Origin of the sequence: Nonomuraea sp. NPDC049480 (assembly GCF_044465905.1) — a bacterium.
Classification (GTDB): domain Bacteria; phylum Actinomycetota; class Actinomycetes; order Streptosporangiales; family Streptosporangiaceae; genus Nonomuraea.
Genome location: NZ_JBITMD010000002.1, coordinates 174,372 through 191,655, shown reverse-complemented (window position 1 = coordinate 191,655; position 17,284 = coordinate 174,372). Strand labels below are relative to the sequence as shown.

Genomic DNA, 17,284 nt, shown 5'->3' with positions numbered 1-17,284 from the left:
GAGAAGGTCATGCGCGTCGTCGTCACCGGAGCCCACGGCAAGGTCGGGCGGGCGGCCGTCAAGGCGCTGATGGAGCGCGGTCATGAGGTGACCGCCGTCGACCTCACCCGCCCGGTCTGGGAGCGGGACGAGCCGGGCGCCCCCCGCTACACCCAGGCCGACCTGACCGACGCCGGGCAGGCGTTCGCCGTCGTGCGGGGGGCCGATGCGGTGGTGCACGCAGCCGCCCTCCCGGATCCGACCCACAACCCGCCGCAGGTGGTGTTCCAGAACAACCTGATGTCGACGTTCAACATGATCGAGGCGGCCGTGCGGTTCGGCGTGCCCCGGTTCGTGAACATCTCCAGCGAGACCGTGCCCGGGTTCTTCTTCCCCGAGCGGAAGTTCCTGCCCGACTACGCGCCGGTGGACGAAGACCACCCGATCCGGCCGCAGGACCCCTACGCGCTGGCCAAGCACTTCGGCGAGCAGCTCATGGACGCCGCCGTGCGCCGCTCCGACATCCGCTGCGTCTCCCTGCGGCCGAGCTGGGTCCAGCACGAGGGCAATTACGAGCGCAACCTCGGCCCGGTCGTCCGCGACCCCTCGCAGGCCGGGACGGGCCTGTGGAGCTACATCGACGCGTACGACCTGGCGGACGCCATCGTCCTGGCCGCCGAGTCCGACCTGCCCGGCCACGAGGTGTTCTACATCGCCTCGCCGGACAACGCCGGCGGCTACGACTTCGCCGAGGTCCTGCGCCGCTACTTCGGTGACAAGATCGAGCTGCGGCCGCTCGCCCGGCCGGACGCCTCGGGCATCTCATGCGCGAAGGCCCATCGGATGCTGGGCTGGAACCCGAAGCGGTCGTGGCGCGACTACCTCGACGAGAACGGCCGCGCCAAGCTCGCCGGCTGACCAGCCTCCCGGGCGCGCACGCGCGGTACGTCGCCGGCGCCGCCCGCGAGGGGCCCGGACGAGGGGCGGGTCAGCCGAGGGCGCGGATCAGGTCCGGGAGCCTGGCGGGTTCGTGGAAGAGGCTGGTGGCGCCCAGGTCCGCCAGGCGGGAGGCCGGGGTGAGGCCACCGGCGTACGCCAGGCAGCGCATGCCCGCGCTCACCGCCGCCATCACCCCGAACGGGCTGTCCTCCACCACCACGCAGCGCTCCGGCGCCACCCCCATCGTGGCCGCCGCGTGCAGGAACAGGTCGGGCGCCGGCTTGCCCTGGGCGACGTCCTCGGCGCTGAACACCCGCCCCGCGAACCGATCCGCCAACCCCGTGAGCTCCAGGCTGCGGCGGATCGAGGCGTGCCGGCCGTTCGAGGCCACGCAGATGGGAAGGGTGAGCTCGTCGAGCGCCGCCTCGATGCCCTCGACGACGCACAGCTCGGCCTTGATGGCGGCGGTGTACTCGGCGATGAGCTGCTCCCGCCAGCCCGGCGGCGTCTCACCGATCTGCTCGTCCCAGTACTCGTTCGAGCAGCCCACGAACCGCTCGGTGTACTCGGCCTCGTCGATCGTCCAGCCCAGGCGCCGCAGCGCGGCCGTGCCCACGCGTACGGAGATGGGCTCGCTGTCCACGAGCACCCCGTCGCAGTCGAAGATGACCAGATCGACAGCCAAACCCCGGTCCTTTCCATGAGTCACCGTGTCTGCAACCTATCGGGATGACAGGGAGGCATGTGACATAGCGGGGCTGATGGCGTCTTCGTATCGCTTCACAAGACGTTAGTGCGCATGGTGAGACAAGATGACCTGAGCCTACTGTGCCTGCTCGCGCTGCCGGATCCGGATACCGGATACCGGATACCGGAGACCAGGGTCTCTGATCGGGGGAATTCACTCACCGCGGCGGCTCGGCGGCGCTAAGGTGATGACGATTACACGGTCACTGCGAACCGTGGCGCCCACGGCCGCGCCGATGCCCTTGGCAGGCGCGGCCGTACTCATCTCACGAACGCGTCAGGCGGATGCGTAGCCCGGGAACAGCGGCGACAACTCCCGAGGATAGGTGGCGATCAGACGCAGCTCGTCGTCCGTGAGCGGCCTGCCCGTCATCGCGTTGCACAGCTGGACCAGCCGGAAGGCCAGGTCCTCGTCCGGGATCTCCGCGATCCCGAGCCCGTCCATGACGTGCCTGAAGCCTGCCTTGCCGCCGTACTCGCCGGTCAGCACCACCCGGCCGTTCCTCGCGTGCCAGTCCTCCGGGAACGGCCCCAGTGTCGCCTCGTCGTACAACTCGTAGTTGCCGTGATCCTTCAGTGCGCCGTCTGCGTGGATGCCGGACTCGTGCGCGAACGCGTTCCGCCCCACCCCCACCTGGTTGTACGGCAGCGGCTGCCCCAGCGCGTAACTCGCCCACAGCCCGAACCGGCGCGCCCATGACAGGTCGAGCGCGTCGCCGATCTCCGCGTTCAGCCCGAAGCCGTGCCGGAAGGCCAGGATGGTCGACAGCAGGTCGGCGTTGCCCGAGCGCTCGCCGATGCCGTTCACGCAGGTGTTGATCCACGCGTCCTGCCCGGCGTCGAGGTCGCCGAGCGCGCCCGACACCGAGTTGGCCACGGCCATGCCCAGGTCGTTGTGGCAGTGCGTCTCGACCGGCATCCCGGTGGCTGAGGCGAGCTTGGAAAACCGCTCGCGGATGCGGTCGGGCGTGTCGCCGCCGATCGTGTCGCAGTACCGCACCCGGTCGGCCCCCGCCTGCTTGGCCGCCAGCGCGAACTCCAGCAGGAACCCGTCATCGGTACGCGAGCCGTCCTCGGCGTTCACCCCCACGGTCAGCGCCCCCGCGTCCTTCGCCACGCGGACCGCGGCCGTCATCTCCCTGATGATCGCGTCCCTGTCCAGACGGCCGCGGAACTTGTTCTGGATCATGTAGTCGGATGTCGAGATGGACAGGTTGTAGTGCTTCAGCCCGAGCGGCGCCGCCTTCTCCACGTCCTGCGGCACGCCCCTGCACCAGCCCGACAGCCGCAGTTCCCCGAACGCCCCCGCCTCCGCCAGCGCCACCTGCGCCCTGACGTAGGGGACCTCGTGGAAGAGGAACGGGAAACCGATCTCGGACTGCGCCACCCCGAGCCTGGCCAGATAGAAGTTGACCATGGTCTTGCCGAACTTCGACAGGCCGCTGCGCGCGGTCTGCACGCCGTCCCGGTTGGTCACATCGAGGAAATGGATTGTGGGCATGCCCTCACGTTGACATGCTCGCTCAACATGGATCAATATTGATTTTCATCAACATCGGAGGCTGGCAAGGGTGGAGTGGATCGACGCGGCCACGGCGGCCGAGCGCCTCGGGGTGAAGCCGGCCACGCTGTACGCGTACGTGAGCAGGGGCGTGCTGCGGCGGCGGCACGGCGACGACGGGCGGCGCAGCCTGTTCCCCGCCGAGGAGATCGAACGGCTCGCCCGGCGGGGACGGCCGCGCAACCAGCCGCCGGAGCTCGTCATCGAGTCGGCCGTCACCGCGCTCGGCGTCGACAGGCCCTACTACCGCGGAATCGACGCACTGGAGCTGGCCAGGACGAGCGACTTCGAAGCGGTCGCCGAATGGCTCTGGACCGCCGACCCAGGCGTGGGCATGAGCGCCAAGGTGAGAGCAGGCGCCAGGGCGGGGTCGTGGGGGTGTGAGCCGGAGGCGTTGCGTGCTGCCGTCGCCGCGCAGCGCGGCCTGCCGGAGGACCTGTTGCCCCTCGACCGCCTCCAGGTGATCGCCACGGTCCTCGGCGCGTCCGATTCCCTCCGCTACCAGCTCGACCCCGCCTCGGTCGCCGCCACCGGCCGCCGCCTGATCTCTGGCCTGGTCGACGCCCTGCCCCGGCTCGGCGAGCCGCAGGGAGACTCGATCGCCGAACGCCTCTGGTCCCGCCTGTGCCCGCACCCCGCCCCGCCGGGACTGCTCGCCGCGCTGAGAGCCGCGCTGGTCCTGCTCGCCGACCACGAACTGGCTGCCTCTACCCTGGCCGCCAGGGTCGCCGCCTCCGCCAAGGCCGACCCGTACGCCGTGGTTCTGACGGGGTTCGGCGTGCTGGGCGGCCCGCTGCACGGCGGCGCGTCGTACGGCGCCGAGCGCCTGCTCGCCGAGATCGCCGAGCCGCGCGAGGCCGCGCGGGCGGTGGCCGAGCGCGTGCGGCGCGGCGAGCGCATCCCCGGCTTCGGCCACAGCATCTACAAGAACGGCGACGGCCGCGGCGGCCTCCTGCTCGACCTGGTCAAGGAAGCCGCGCCGGGACACGACCGGATCGCCGCCGGAACGGCCGTTCTGGAGGAGATGCGCCGGCGCCGCCTCCCGGATCGCAACATCGACTTCGCCCTCGCCATCCTCGCCGCCGTGAGCGGCATGGTGCGCGGCGCGGGCGAGGCCGTCTTCGCCGTGGCCAGGACGGCGGGATGGCTGGCGCATGCGATGGAGGAGTACGAGCGAGGCACCCTCCTGCGCCTGCGCGCCTCCTACACCGGCCCGCGGATCACGTAGCCGCCGTCCGGTCGCGGTTCACGTGGCGGCCGTCCGGTCCACGTACGCCGCCAGCGCCCGCACCCGCTCCGCGTGCTCGTCGTGCCCGACGATCACCGGCGGCTCGTTGTACGGCATCGCGTCCGACGACCGCCGCAGCTTGATGTACTGCCCGCAGGCGTCGATCGCGTACGGCTCCATGTCGTCCTGCAAGGCACCGATCACCGTGATCCCGTACGTCTCGCCGATCCTCCTGAACAGCGCCACCGCCTCCCGGCGATGCTCCTTGCCCAGGTTGCGGCCGAGTTCGTCGAGCACCAGGCACAGATGCCCGCCCCCGGAGGAGGCGATGGCCGCCGCGCACACCAGCTTGACGGCCTTCTCGTCCATGAGCGCGGTGTTGGCCCGCCGGTTGTACGGCACGAACCCCTGCCCCTCGCCGCGCCGCCACTTCGGCGTCACCCGCCACTGCCAGCGCTGCTCGGGGTCGGCGGGCGCGGGCGGCACGGGGAACTCCAGCGTCGCGCCGTAGCCGCCGTAGGAGGTGTCGAGCTTCTCGAACTCCTCCGCCACCCGCGTCAGCCGCGCCCTGATCGCCGCCGTCAGCGCCGCCCGGTGCACGGCCGTCGACTGCGCCGCTTCCTCCGCGCCCCTCGCGGCCGCCGAGAGGTCTCGCTGCCTGGACACGACCTGCGCCTCGATCTGGCGCCGCTGGTGGCGTTCGTACTCCTCCTGACCCCGCAGGTACGACGCCAGCGCCCCGCACACGGCCGCGAACGTCGCCTGCTCGCGTGCCGTGCTGCCGCCCCGCTCGCTCAGCAGGAACCGCAACTCCTCCGGGATCTCGGCGTCCTCCTCCGGGAACGTGTCGCGCAACGCCTGGTCGAAGTGCCGTTCGGCGATCCGCCACCATTCGTCGGCGGTGCGCGGCCGCTCCTCTTCCGGCAGCGCGTCCAGCCAGGCGCGGGCCGTCTCCACCGTGCCGCCCCAGTCGGCGGCCAGCGCGGCGAGCTTGAGCGACTCCCGCTCCGCGCCGACCTTCGCCTCCTGGTCGCGGGCCTGCCCCCGCTCCGCCTCGTGCCGCTGCCGCCGGCCCTCCAGCCGCTCGATCTCCATGTCCCGCGTACGGGCGCGGAAATCCAGCGCCCCGGCCAGCCGCTCGGCCTCGGCGACCTTGGGCGCCAGCTCCTCGACGGCCGCGTTCAGCTCAACCAGCCTGGCCCGCCGCTCGCCCAGCCGCGCCTCCACCTCGGCCAGGCGCACCCCTGCCCGGGCGCCCTCCAGCCGCCGCTGCGCCTCCGCGACGGCCTCCTCCTCGTCGTGCACGGCCTGCGCCGCCGCCTCCTGAGCGTCCTTGGCCCGGTGGAGCCGCTGCTCGGCCGCCTTGATGCGGGCCTCCCGACCGGTGGCCACCCCGTCGAACGCCCCCACGACGCTCACCCCGGCCGCGCTCACCAGCACGGAACCGGGCAGTCCCGCCAGCGCCTCGGCCGCAGACGGGAGCTCGGCGGCGTCCACGATCACGGCGTGCTCGTTCGGCCATCCCCGCAGGCGGCCGGACTGCGCGGCGTCGCGTGCCTGCTCGGCCACGTCCAGCGCGTCCAGCAGACCCGTCGCGCCGACGCCCGCCGCCGCGAGCGCGTTGAGCTGGGCCGCCGCCGGGCCGCCCTCCGCGTCGTCCAGCGCGGTCCGGGCGGAGTGCTCCTCCTGGTCGGCCACGCCGAGCGCCTTCAGCGCCTCGTTGAGCCGGAGCCTCGCCTCCCGCACCTCCTGCTCCGCCGCGGGCACGTCGCGCCCGTCGGCGAACCTGCGGCTCTCCTCCAGCGCCGGGATCCGGCCGCGCAGCTCGTCGGCGGAGTTCTCCGCCACGGCCCGGTCGGCGTCCAGCTTGGCGGCCCTGGCCTGAAGCGCCGCCAGCTCCTTGCGGGCCTGCGACACCTGCCGGTCGAGTGTGTCCTCGCGCAGGGTGGCGATCTCGGCCTTCACCATGGCGATCGCCTCGGCCGCCGCCTCGCCGGCCGCGCGGTGGCGTTCGAGGTCGGCGGCCAGCGACTCGTCCCTGGCCGCGGCGTCGGCCAGCTTGCGCGCCTGCCTGCCCCGCCAGCACCGCAGCGCGTCCGCCAGCCGGATCCGCGCCTGGTCGCGCCGGTCGAACGTGGTCAGCAACGCCTTCGACTCCGCCTCGAACTCCGCCAGCCGGTCGGCCGCCTGCGCCGCCCGGACCCGCTTGGCGTGCTCGTCGCGGCGGGCCTCCCGCTCCTGCTCCAGCTCGGCGTCGAGGCCGGTGAGCGCGGCGATGGCCTCGAAGACCCGCTCGGGGGAGATCTCGTTGAGCGGCTGGGACAGCAGGTTGGTGGCGACCTTGCTGCGTACGGAGGTGGACAGGAACGACACGCATCTGACCCGGTCGCCGTACAGGACCTTGGTCAGGTCACGGGCCACCACGTCGCGCCGCCCGGCCGACCTCGGCAGCGACGCCCAGATCTCGTCGGCCCGCGCCACCCGCTCCGCCTCCGACGGTGACGCCGCCAGGTGGACGCCCTCCCGCCAGCGGATCTCCAGGTGCGGCGCCTCCTGGTTGACCCGCAACCACACGGTCACCGCGCCGCCCGAGGTGTCCGGCACCTCGAACAACTCACCGCCCGGCTCCTCACCGTCCGGCCCGCCCAGAACGAGCTCGCCGCCCGCGCCGCCCGCCGCCGTCCCATCCGCGGCCTCGCCCGAGGCAGGCGCCGCCCGCCCGCCGGCGGCGGGCGAGCTGAGGCCGGTGGCCGGTCCCACTCCATGCTCCGGGGCGGGGAAGCCATCCATGCCCGGCGGTCCGAAGACGCCCACGATGTAGCCGTGGTCGGCGCTCGCCCATTGACGGGCGCCCGCCCCGCTGGCCAGCTCGGCGTTGAACAGCAGCTCCGACACCGCCTTGGCGCCCGAGGCGAAGCGCCACTGCTCGTCCCCGAGCAACGCCGTGATGGAGGCGATGAACGACGACTTACCCGCGCCGTTGGAGTCCTTCGGCCCGGCGCCCGCCACGACGATGAGCGTCCCGGGGACGGTGGGCACCGGATGGGTCGAGAGCCGCGAAATGTTGACCGCCTGCACGGCGATCAGCACCCGGTCCCCGACGACATTCTCCACCTGCGACACCTGTAACCCCCGTAACCCTTCCATCCGTCTTGGCGCTGACCTGCCGTCGCGCGCTCATCTCGCCGATCTCCTGGCTCGTACGGCGGCCGCGAGCGGCGTGTTCGGCCCGGCCGCCAGGATCAGTTCCTCCTGCAACCGCCGCCGCGCCGCCGGGGTGAGCCGGTGGAACTGCGGGCCCGGCACGTACCCGCCCGCCTCCTCACCGGCCTTCACCTGGCTCAGCAGCCCGGCGTGCCGCAACGTCCGCAACGCCGCTTCCAGCTCGCCGATCGGCAACTGCGTGTGGCGGCGCAGCTCGTCGGCCGGTGTGGGGTGCGGCGACAACCACGAGTCCTCGGGCAGCAACCCCTCGGCCCTCGGGATCGCCACCGAATGCACCAGCACCAACGTCAGCACCGCCCGCTCGCTCACCCCCAGCTTGGCGCCCGGATCGGGCGCCGAAGCCCGGAGCTTCTCCGCCACTTCCGTGGTGGCGGGCTGTTCGGCAGGGGCCGCTGGATCGGCCGTGCCCTGCAGATCGGGCGTGCCGTCCGAGTCGGGCGTGTCCTGTGGACCGGGCGTGGCCTGCGGGCCGGTCAGGTCGGCGGCGGTGAGTGCGGCGGCGCAGGTGTCGTCGTGACCGGAGGTCCAGCGGTCGCGATTCTGGATCAGCGTGCGCCCGCGCCGGGCCAGCATCTCGCCCAGCGTGCGACGCAGGGCCGGGTCGCGGAGGGCGGCGAAACGGACCTCCTGGACCGGCTCGGCGGCGTACTCCACTGCCATGAACGCCGCCACCAGCTCGGCCCGCCGCCGCTCGTCGTAGCCGCTCAGCAGATCGTCGAACTCCGCCCCACCGGCCTCGACCCGCCCGCCGACCCCTGATCCCGGAGCCGGGGCGGCTTCGGCGGGACGGGCGGCGGCCACGATGTCGGCGTCGCCCACCACGGTGAGCTCCGGGCGCTCCGGCTCGGGCAGGCGGCGTACCAGCTCCTGGAGCTGCGCGTGCGACTCCACCGGCCACAGGGCACAGCGCGGTCCGAGCACGACCACGCCGTCGGCCATCACGATCCAGGCGGAGTCGTGCAGGCGGCGCAGCGCCCCGACCGCCCAGTTCCGCATCAGGTCGTCCGTGCGGCCGATCAGCGCCCGGTACGTGTCGAGCACCAGCTCCACGGGCGCCGGATCGCCGGGCCAGGGATCCACGGACAGGTCCGTCCAGCAGCACTTGAGCACGGCGGCCAGGACACGCCGGGTCTCGCCTGACCGCTCCACGGGCACGGGCGCGACCTGGTATTCGTCCAGCAGTGACGGCGTCACCCCATCGGGCCACACCGGCAGGGCGTGCCCCGTGGAGTCCGGCCACGTCAGCCGTACCATCCCGGAAGGCGCGGCCACCCCGGGCCCCAGCCACAGCGGCCCACCCGAACGCGCCCGCACATGGGCGACGCGCCCATCGACCGCCGCGGCACGCACCTGCCGCCCGGCAACGCCGCCGCCCCGCTCGGCCGCCGGATCGGCGGCAGGCCGGTCGGGCAGCGGCCGATCGGTGTGCGGGCTCATGCGATGCGCTCCAGGTAGCCGTGCGACAGCCAGGCCGGCTCCCGCCCCGGATCGATCGTGATCTCGTCGGACCACGTCAGCCGGTACGGCAGCTCGGGACGGAGATCCACAGTAGTCAGGTCGGCGAGGACCCGGCGGGCCGACGGCCAGTCGGGTCCGAGGACGTCGGCGAGCGCCACCCGTGACGCCTCGCCCAGCAGCGACTCGGCCACCGCCCTCAGCCGTTCCATCGCCGCGCCCGGTGAGGCGTCCAGCGAGTCGGAAGGCCCGGAATCGGGCAGGTTGGAGCGCGGGGGAGTGGGCTGGGCGGGCGCAGGCCGCGGCGCCTCGTCCACGGCCCGGGCGATCGCGGCAGGATCGTGCCACGGCGCGGGCGCGTCGAACACGAACCCGTCGAGCACCGCGGCCAGCCGCTCCTTGGAGGCGGTCTGCGCGAACGTCCGCCACGTCTCCGTCGGCAGCAGCGTCAGGTTGCGGGTGGTGCCCGCCGAGTCGGCCAGACGCCCCGCGGCGCGGCGGGAGGCGTCGCTGTAGGCGTAGATCGCCGCCCGCAGATCAGTGCAGACCCGGTCGAGCTCGGGCCAGCGGGTCAGGATCGTGCCGTGCAGCCCCTGTGCGCGCCGGGCGATCTCCTCGGTGCCCCACAGCTTGGGCGCCTGCTCGCGCAGCTCCTCGATCGTGCCCGTGGACAGCGTGATCAGCTCCAGCGCCCACAGCCGGAACGCCCGCGCCAGGTTGACCGCGCTCTGCCTGGCCTCCTCCATCGTCGTACGCGGGTCGGCGACGTTGAGGTCCTCGAGGGCCAGCAGCCGGTGCATCTCCGACTGGCCGCCGTCGTCCATCATCCGCCGGATGAACATCAGCCCGACCACGCTCGTGAACGAGGCCCGGTAACGCAGCTGGTTGGGCTTGGGGAACACCTCGCGGATCGCGCCAAGACCCTTGAGCACCCGCAGCCGGTTGTCGAACTGGTCGCTCGGATAGGCCCCGCAGGCGAAACGCATCTGCTCGTGCGTCAGCCACTCCTCGCCTGCCTCCGCGAACGCCGCGAACAGCGTCTCGGCGATGTCCACCAGGGCAGGATCGTCGACCACCGCGCCGCTGTCGCGGGCGAGCGCGGCGAACATCCGGCGGTAAGTCGACAGGACCGCCTCGTCGGTGAGGACGGTGTCGAGGGTCAGGGGCTGTTCGGGCACGCGCTCTAAGGTAGGGCTTCGTTTTGATGGATCCGCAGTGAAGCGAGGACATCCATCAAAACACGCCGAGCTCGGCTCGGCCAAACAGAGGCGGACACCCTCCGAACCCACGGCGGCTACCAGCCGGTACACACACGCGAGAGACGTCTGCACGCTAGGGTGATGCCGGATAATACGGGGGCAAACGTAAAGCAATCGTGCATACGGGGTGAGTGACGGATGGGGATCCGCGGGCTCCGAGGGGACCGAAGCACTGCGGTGATCGCCGGGGTGGCGGCGACGCTCCTGGTCGCCGCGGCGGCGTGGTTCGGCGTGGGCGTCTCCAGCGCCAACCCCAAGCTGGCCGACGTCGGCGCCTGGCTCTGGACCAAGGCCAAGGGCAAGATCGTGCACGTCAACGGCCTGTCCGGCGAGGTCGACGGCTACCTCAACGACAAGGCGGGCCGGCAGTTACGCGTCGTGCAGGACGGCGGGAACGTCCTCCTGGTCGACGAGCGCACCGGCTTCGTCAGCCGTGTCGAGCCGAGCCAGCTCACCGTCGCCCAGACCCGCGACTTCGGGGCGGCCGGCCTGCAACTGGCCGTGTCCGGCACCGCGGGGTACGCCGTGGACCCGGCCAAGGGCACGATCCAGGAGATCAACCCGGCCACGCTCGACTCCATCGGCGCCCCGATCACCCTGCCTGGCCCGCTGGGCGCGGCCCGCATCGACGGCGGCGGCCGCCTGTGGGTGCCGGTGACCGCGAAGGGCGAGGTCGTACCGGTGACGGAGGGTCAGGCATCGAGCCCGCTCAAGGTCGGAGAGCCCGGCGAGGAGCTGTCCGTCACGATCGCCGGCGGCCTGCCGGTCGTGGTCAACACCCGGGGCGCCACCGCCACGATCGTCGGCGCGGACGGCGGCGTCGGCGAGATCACCCTGCCCAAGGGCGTGGCCCAGGCCGCCAAGGGCGGTGTGCTCACCCCGGCCGCGACGGAGGGCTCGCTGGTGCCGATCCTCACGGCCGGCGACTCGGGCCTGCTCGTGGTGATCGACACCTCGTCAAACTCGGTGCTCAGCACCAAGTTCACCACCGGCGACCCGGCCAAACTGGGGGTTCCGCAGGTGCTCGGGACCAAGGTGTACGTGCCCGACCAGAGCACCGGCGCCCTGATCGTCTGGGACAGCGCGGCCGGCGGCCGGCCCACCACGCTCCAGGTGGCCGGCGGCCCCGGTCCGGTGGACGTGTTCGTCAAGGACGGCCTGCTCTGGGCGAACGACGAGAACGGCGACCGCGCCGTCGTCATCGACCCGGAGGGCCGCAAGCACGACGTGGACAAGGACGACTCGGACGTACCCGGGCCGACGAACACCCCCAAGCCCCGGCAGACGCCGCGCAACGAGCCCACGAACACCGACGCCCCGCCCGAGCCCGACCCGGTCAAGACGACCAAGGCGCCCCGGCCCACGCGGACGCGCGAGACCGAGGAGCCCACGCGCGAGCCCACCAAGACGCCCACTCAGACGCCCGCTCCCACGGAGACCCCGAGCGCGTCCCCGTCCCCGTCGCCGTCCCCGACCCCCAGCCCGCCGTCGGCGCCCGGGGCCGTGTCCGCCCGGTCGGGTCCCGGAAAGGTGACCGTGACCTTCAGCCCGTCCACCGGCGGCGAGGTCCAGCGGTACACGATCAAGACGTCCGGCGCGGGGAAGCCGGAGCCGGAGTCGGTGGACGCGGACGGGCCGTACCGGTTCGAGGTCACAGGCGGGGCCTGCGACAGGGAGTACACGTTCGTCGTGGTCGCCCACTGGTCGGGCGGCGAGGTCGAGTCCCAGCCGAGCGCCGGGGCCAAGCCGTGCGTGGCGCCGGGCGCGCCGACCGGCTTCGCCGCCAAGGCCAAGAACCGGGGCGCGGAGCTGAGCTGGAACGCCCCGGCGAACGCCGGCGAGGGCACGACGTATGAGCTGACCGGCGCGGCCACCAACAACGCGATCAACGGCACGTCGTTCACCGTGGACGGGCTCAAGAACAACGTGAAGCACACCTTCAAGCTCAAGGCGAAGAACGCGGCGGGGGAGAGCCCGGAGGCGGCCACGACCGAGGTGGACCTGGCCTATCCGCGGCAGCAGTACCAGAACAAGAGCAACGAGGACACCAACACGATCATCCGGCCTGGTCCATCCACATCAGGAGAAGCCGGAAAGATCCCGGTGAAGCAGTACATCACGCTGACCGTGATCTGCCAGGTCAAGGGACAGGGCTACAGGGATCCCTCCAACGGCGCGTCCAGCGACATCTGGAACCGGATCGAGAGCCAGTACGGCAACGGCTACCTGAGCGACACTCTGGTGGCGACTCCGGACGGCGGCTTCCCCGAGGGGCCGCTCTTCGAGTGCACCGACTGAGAAGGGGACTCAGTTGACCCAGTACAACTACCAGGACCAGTTCGAGCAGACCGCGCAGCCGTACCAGCAACAGCCACCCGTCCAGCAAGCGCAGCAGCAGCCGGCGGCGCTCGCCCAGCAGTTCGCCCAGCGATTCCAGCTGCTGGCCGGCAACATCGAACGGATCATCCGCGGCAAGCACGAGGCCATCGAACTGGCCCTGATCTGCCTGTTCGCCGAGGGGCACCTGCTCATCGAGGACGTCCCCGGCACCGGGAAGACCACGCTCGCCCGGTCCATCGCGGCCAGCGTGGACGCCGAGTGGCGGCGCATCCAGTTCACGCCCGACCTGCTCCCCAGCGACATCACCGGTGTGTCGATCTTCAACCAGGCGAACCAGAAGTTCGAGTTCCACCAGGGGCCCGTGTTCGCGAACATCGTGCTCGCCGACGAGATCAACCGCGCCTCGCCGAAGACGCAGGCCGCGCTGCTGGAGGTCATGGAGGAGCGGCGGGTCACGGTGGACGCCGAACCCCATCCGGTGCCCCGGCCGTTCCTGGTGGTGGCCACGCAGAACCCCGTCGACATGGACGGCACGTACCCGCTGCCCGAGGCCCAGCTCGACCGGTTCCTGATGAAGATCTCCGTCGGCTATCCCGATCACGTGTCCGAGGTGGAGGTGCTCAAGGGCATGCCGACGGGGCCGCAGGTCGAGCGGCTGCAGGTGGTGGCGCGCGGCTCCGACGTGGCCGGGATGATCGACTTCGCGTCGCGCATCCACGTGGCCGACCCGGTCTACGACTACATCGTCGGGCTGTGCGCGGCCACCCGTACCAACCCGCATCTGCGCCTCGGCGCCAGCCCTCGCGGGAGCCTGGCGCTGCTGCGCGCCGCCCGCGTCAAGGCGGCCGCCGCCGGGCGGCACTACGTGGTGCCGGAGGACGTCAAGGCGCTGGCGGTGCCCGTCATCGGGCACCGCCTGATCCTCTCGCCCGAGGCCGAGCTCCGCGACATCAGCGCCGCCGCCGTGCTCGGCGAGCTCCTCGCCGGGATGCCGGTGCCACAGGCGGCCTGATGTTCACTCCCCTGGGCTGGGGTACGCTCGCCGGCTCCGTCGTGCTGTACGTCGCGGGGCTCACGCTCGGCTATCCCGAACCGGTCGTCCTGGCCACCGGCGGGCTGCTGGCGCTGGCCGGGGCCCTCGCGTGGACCGCGCCGAGACCCCGGCTGGAGGTGCGGCGCGAGGTCACGCCGCTGAAGGTGCCGCGCGGGGACGCCGCCGTGGCCGTCCTCACCGTCACCAACCTCGGCCGCCGCGGCCTGTCCGGGCTGCGCGCCCAGGACCGGATCGGCGGCTCCCGGCACACGATCGACCTACCCAGGCTGCCCAGGAACGGGGGGCGCACGGTGTCGTACCCGCTGCCCACGGACGTGCGCGGCGAGATCCCCGTCGGGCCGCTGCTGCTCGTGCGGGCCGACCCGTTCGGGCTGACGCGCCGGGTCAGGGAGTACGGCAGTCCCGCCACCCTCCTGGTACGCCCCCGCACCGTCCCCCTGCCCGTGCCCCCGTCCGGCAAGGCCCACCACCTGGAGGGGCCGACCAGCGACAACGCCCCCAGCGGCACGGTCACGTTCCACACCCTGCGCGAGTACGTCGTCGGCGACGACCTGCGCCACGTCCACTGGCGATCGAGCGCCCGCACGGGGACGCTCATGGTCCGCCAGCTCATCGACGCCAGCCTGCCCACCACGACGGTGGTGCTCGACACGCGCGACCGGCTGGGCGAGCTGGCCGTGGACGCGGCCGCCTCCGTCGCTGTCGCCGCCGCGCGGGCCGGCTTCCCGGTCCGCGTCCTCACCGGCCACGGCCCCCTCACGGACACCAAGCCGGACGCCGAGGCCGTACTGGACCGGCTCGCCGTCGTGGAGTGCGGCACGACCGGGGTCGGGGAGGCGATGCGGCTGGCACGGGGCGGGGGCTCGCTGGTGCTGATCACGGAGGATCCGGCGGAGGCGGGGCGGATCGCGGGTGTCCGGCGCCGCTTCGACCGGGTCATCTGCGTCTACGTCGGCGCCGGCCCGGTCTCGGTCCCGGGGGTCACGGTCCTGCCGATCGCCTCGCTCGACGCGCTGCCGGTCGCCTGGAGGTCACGATGACCCACCACGGTGGCACCCCGCCGGACCCGGGCCTCCTCGGGCCTCCGCCCGCGGCCGGGCAACCCGGGACCGGTGCGGCGCAACCCGGCCCTTCGCACTCTTCCCGGCACGGCAGTGGCGCCGGTCAGGGCGGTCCGCCGGACGGTGCGGGAGCGTGGGCCTCCGCGGCAGGCGGCCACGACACGGCCGGGCACTGGGCCGGGGGACCGCCGGCCGGGCCACAGGCGGCCGGATCACACGCGGCCGGGCCCCTGGCGGACGGGCGGAAGGCCGGAGGACGGGCGGGCGGGCGGCGGAAGTCCGGGCAGCAGGTTGCGCAGGCGAGTGGGAAGCCGACGCAGGCGGACAGGAAGCCCGCGCAGGCGGCCGCGCAGGGGGACACGAAGCCGTCGGGACCGGTGGCGCCGCCGGTGCCGTTGTGGCGGCGGCTGGCCGGGCTGGTGCTCGTGGCGGCCGTCGCCGGTGCCGCCGGCTGGGGGTTTCACCGGGTCTTCCCCGACCCGGGCCTGCTTCTGGCAGTCGTCCCCGCCGCAACGGCCCCGGCGGTCGTCGCCGCGCTCACCGCCAGGCGACCCCTCTGGCTGGCCCTCCTGCTGGACCTCGTCCTCTGGTTGGCCGGAACCATCCCCCTCTACCGGGGATTCGAGCCCACCCTGCTCGCCGACGTCGCCAACTCCTGGCACGCCCTGCTCACCACCCTCCTCCCCGCCCAGCCGGACCCGGACCTGCTGATCCTGGTCCACACCCTCGTCTGGGCGGCCGCCACGATCGGCGCCGAGACGCTCACCAGGACCAGCACGAAAATCGCCGCCGCCGTCCCGGCACTCCTCGTCTACGGCGTGGCGCTCCTGCTCGGCGTCGGCGGCGAGGGATCGGACCTCCCGGTGGCCGGCGCGCTGTTCGTGCTGATCGCGGCCCTGGCCACGCTCCGCGACGACCGTCCCCCGATCTGGCTCCTGGCGGGCCTCCCCGCGGCCGGCGCGCTGGCCGCCGTGGCGCTGGTCGTGGGGCCGCTGCTGCCGATCGCCGCGCAGCCGTACAACCCGCGCGAGCACGCCGACGTGCCCCCGCCCGTCCGCGTGGACAGCGTCAGCCCGCTGGACCGCGTCTCGGCCTGGCTGCAGATCCCGGACAGGGAGCTGTTCACGGTCACGTCGGACAAACCGCTCAACTGGCGGCTGGCCGTGCTCGACCGGTACGACGGCGTTCGGTGGACCTCCGGCGCCCGCTTCCAGCCCACCGGCGGCCGGGTGCCGGAGGGGGAGTGGACGGGCAAGGCGGACGTCGTACGCCAGAAGGTCACCTTCGACGGCCTGCCCGGCACCTGGCTCCCGGCCGCCGAGCGGCCCCAGCAGGTCACCGGCGTGCGCGGGCTGGTGGTGGACCCCGGCAGCGGGGCGCTGCTGGCCGGGAGCAGGCCCGCCAAGGGGTTCAGCTACGAGGTGACCTCCCGGGTGCCCAGGCCGTCCAAGGAGGACCTGCTCGCGGCCACGCCGGTGAACGACCCGGCCCTGATCGCGTTCCCCGGAGGGCCGCAGAAGGCGTTGTTCCGCAAGCTCGCCCAGGAAGCCGTCAAGGGCGCCGAGGAGCCCATGCGGCAGGCGTACCGGCTCCAGAGCTACCTGCGCACCAGTGCCCGCTACGACGTCACCGCGCCTCCGGGACACTCCCTCAAAGGGCTGGAGTTCTTCATGGAGACCACGCATCGGGGGACGTCGGAGCAGTTCGCGGCCACGTTCGCGCTCATGGCCAGGACGCTCGGGCTGCCGTCGCGGGTGGTCGTGGGATTCCGGCCCGGGCAGGCCTCCAGCGGGGTGTATCACGTCAAGTCGGGGCATGTGATGGCGTGGGCGGAGATCAAGTTCGAAGGGCTGGGCTGGCGGCCGTTCTATCCGACGCCCGGCCGCAGCGGCGCCAAGGACGACCACGACGTCGTGTCGGCGGCGGTCGAGGAGAGCGAGGAGTTGCAGGGCGAGTTCACGCGCGGCGGGGGCGGCGACCGGCCGAAGACCACCCAGCCGCAGGGCGGCGGCGGCGAGGAGCCGAGCGGGCCGGCCGCGTGGGTGATCCCGGTGGCGGCGGGCGGCGGGCTGCTGGTGGCGTACGCGGCCGTGGTGCTGGCCCTGCCGTGGTGGCGCAGGCGGAAGCGGCGCCGGGGTCAGGGGCCCCGGCAGCGGGTGCTCGGCGCGTGGCGGCAGGCCTGCGACGACCTGGGGCTGAAGGGTGATCACGCGTTGACGGCGGAGGACGTCGTCGCCCGGCAAGCGGGCGACATTTCCGTCAATCTCCGGCCGTTGGCCGATATTTCGAACTACGTCCGATACGCCCCCGAGGCCGTCACCGACGAGGCCGCCACCGACGCCTGGCGGCGCAGCGACGCCGTCCGCCGGGCCGTACGCGCCCGCACCCCCTTCACCACCCGCCTGCGCAGGCGCCTCCTCCTGAGATGATGCCGCG

11 protein-coding genes are annotated in these 17,284 nt (G+C 72.9%); 6 read left to right on the top strand and 5 right to left on the bottom strand.

Annotation, left to right across the window (positions count from 1 at the left end):
• The first annotated feature begins 9 nt into the window (after nt 1-9).
• Nucleotides 10-897 (top strand): NAD-dependent epimerase/dehydratase family protein, encoded by an 888-nt coding sequence (locus tag ACIBX3_RS06290; RefSeq protein WP_397113721.1) that lies wholly within the window; start codon nt 10-12, stop codon nt 895-897.
• Nucleotides 898-967: 70 nt separating this feature from the next.
• Here ACIBX3_RS06290 and ACIBX3_RS06285 read toward each other — a convergent pair whose 3' ends face one another.
• Entirely contained in the window at nt 968-1,603 is a 636-nt protein-coding gene (locus ACIBX3_RS06285) for an HAD family hydrolase (RefSeq protein WP_397113719.1), read from the bottom strand.
• A gap of 339 nt (nt 1,604-1,942) precedes the next feature.
• Nucleotides 1,943-3,166: a LeuA family protein gene (locus tag ACIBX3_RS06280; RefSeq protein ID WP_397113717.1), complete on the bottom strand. Its 1,224-nt coding sequence runs from the start codon at nt 3,164-3,166 to the stop codon at nt 1,943-1,945.
• 70 nt (nt 3,167-3,236) lie between these two features.
• Here ACIBX3_RS06280 and ACIBX3_RS06275 point away from each other — a divergent pair, with 70 nt between their 5' ends.
• Nucleotides 3,237-4,454: a citrate/2-methylcitrate synthase gene (locus ACIBX3_RS06275; RefSeq protein ID WP_397113715.1), complete on the top strand. Its 1,218-nt coding sequence runs from the start codon at nt 3,237-3,239 to the stop codon at nt 4,452-4,454.
• 18 nt (nt 4,455-4,472) lie between these two features.
• Here the strand turns inward: ACIBX3_RS06275 and ACIBX3_RS06270 are convergent, their stop codons facing one another.
• The 3 genes from ACIBX3_RS06270 to ACIBX3_RS06260 form a co-directional block, all read right to left on the bottom strand.
• Nucleotides 4,473-7,568: a chromosome partitioning protein ParA gene (locus ACIBX3_RS06270; protein WP_397113713.1), complete on the bottom strand. Its 3,096-nt coding sequence runs from the start codon at nt 7,566-7,568 to the stop codon at nt 4,473-4,475.
• A gap of 63 nt (nt 7,569-7,631) precedes the next feature.
• Nucleotides 7,632-9,116, bottom strand: coding sequence for a hypothetical protein (locus ACIBX3_RS06265; protein ID WP_397113711.1), 1,485 nt, complete (start codon nt 9,114-9,116; stop codon nt 7,632-7,634).
• A complete protein-coding gene (locus ACIBX3_RS06260) occupies nt 9,113-10,312 on the bottom strand; it encodes a hypothetical protein (RefSeq protein ID WP_397113709.1) in 1,200 nt (399 codons plus the stop codon). The genes ACIBX3_RS06265 and ACIBX3_RS06260 overlap by 4 nt, the downstream gene beginning before the upstream one ends.
• 258 nt (nt 10,313-10,570) lie before the next feature.
• On the opposite strand from ACIBX3_RS06260, the gene ACIBX3_RS06255 reads away from it, so the two are divergent.
• From ACIBX3_RS06255 to ACIBX3_RS06240, 4 genes are read left to right on the top strand one after another with little or no spacing between them, the layout of a single operon-like run.
• A complete protein-coding gene (locus ACIBX3_RS06255; protein WP_397113707.1) occupies nt 10,571-12,691 on the top strand; it encodes a fibronectin type III domain-containing protein in 2,121 nt (706 codons plus the stop codon).
• Between the two features lie 13 nt (nt 12,692-12,704).
• A complete protein-coding gene (locus tag ACIBX3_RS06250; RefSeq protein ID WP_397113705.1) occupies nt 12,705-13,745 on the top strand; it encodes an AAA family ATPase in 1,041 nt (346 codons plus the stop codon).
• Nucleotides 13,745-14,827, top strand: coding sequence for a DUF58 domain-containing protein (locus ACIBX3_RS06245; RefSeq protein ID WP_397113703.1), 1,083 nt, complete (start codon nt 13,745-13,747; stop codon nt 14,825-14,827). The genes ACIBX3_RS06250 and ACIBX3_RS06245 overlap by 1 nt, the downstream gene beginning before the upstream one ends.
• Nucleotides 14,824-17,277 carry a transglutaminaseTgpA domain-containing protein gene (locus ACIBX3_RS06240; RefSeq protein WP_397113701.1) on the top strand — a complete coding sequence of 818 codons (2,454 nt, stop codon included), beginning with the start codon at nt 14,824-14,826 and terminating at the stop codon, nt 17,275-17,277. The genes ACIBX3_RS06245 and ACIBX3_RS06240 overlap by 4 nt, the downstream gene beginning before the upstream one ends.
• Nucleotides 17,278-17,284 lie beyond the last annotated feature (7 nt).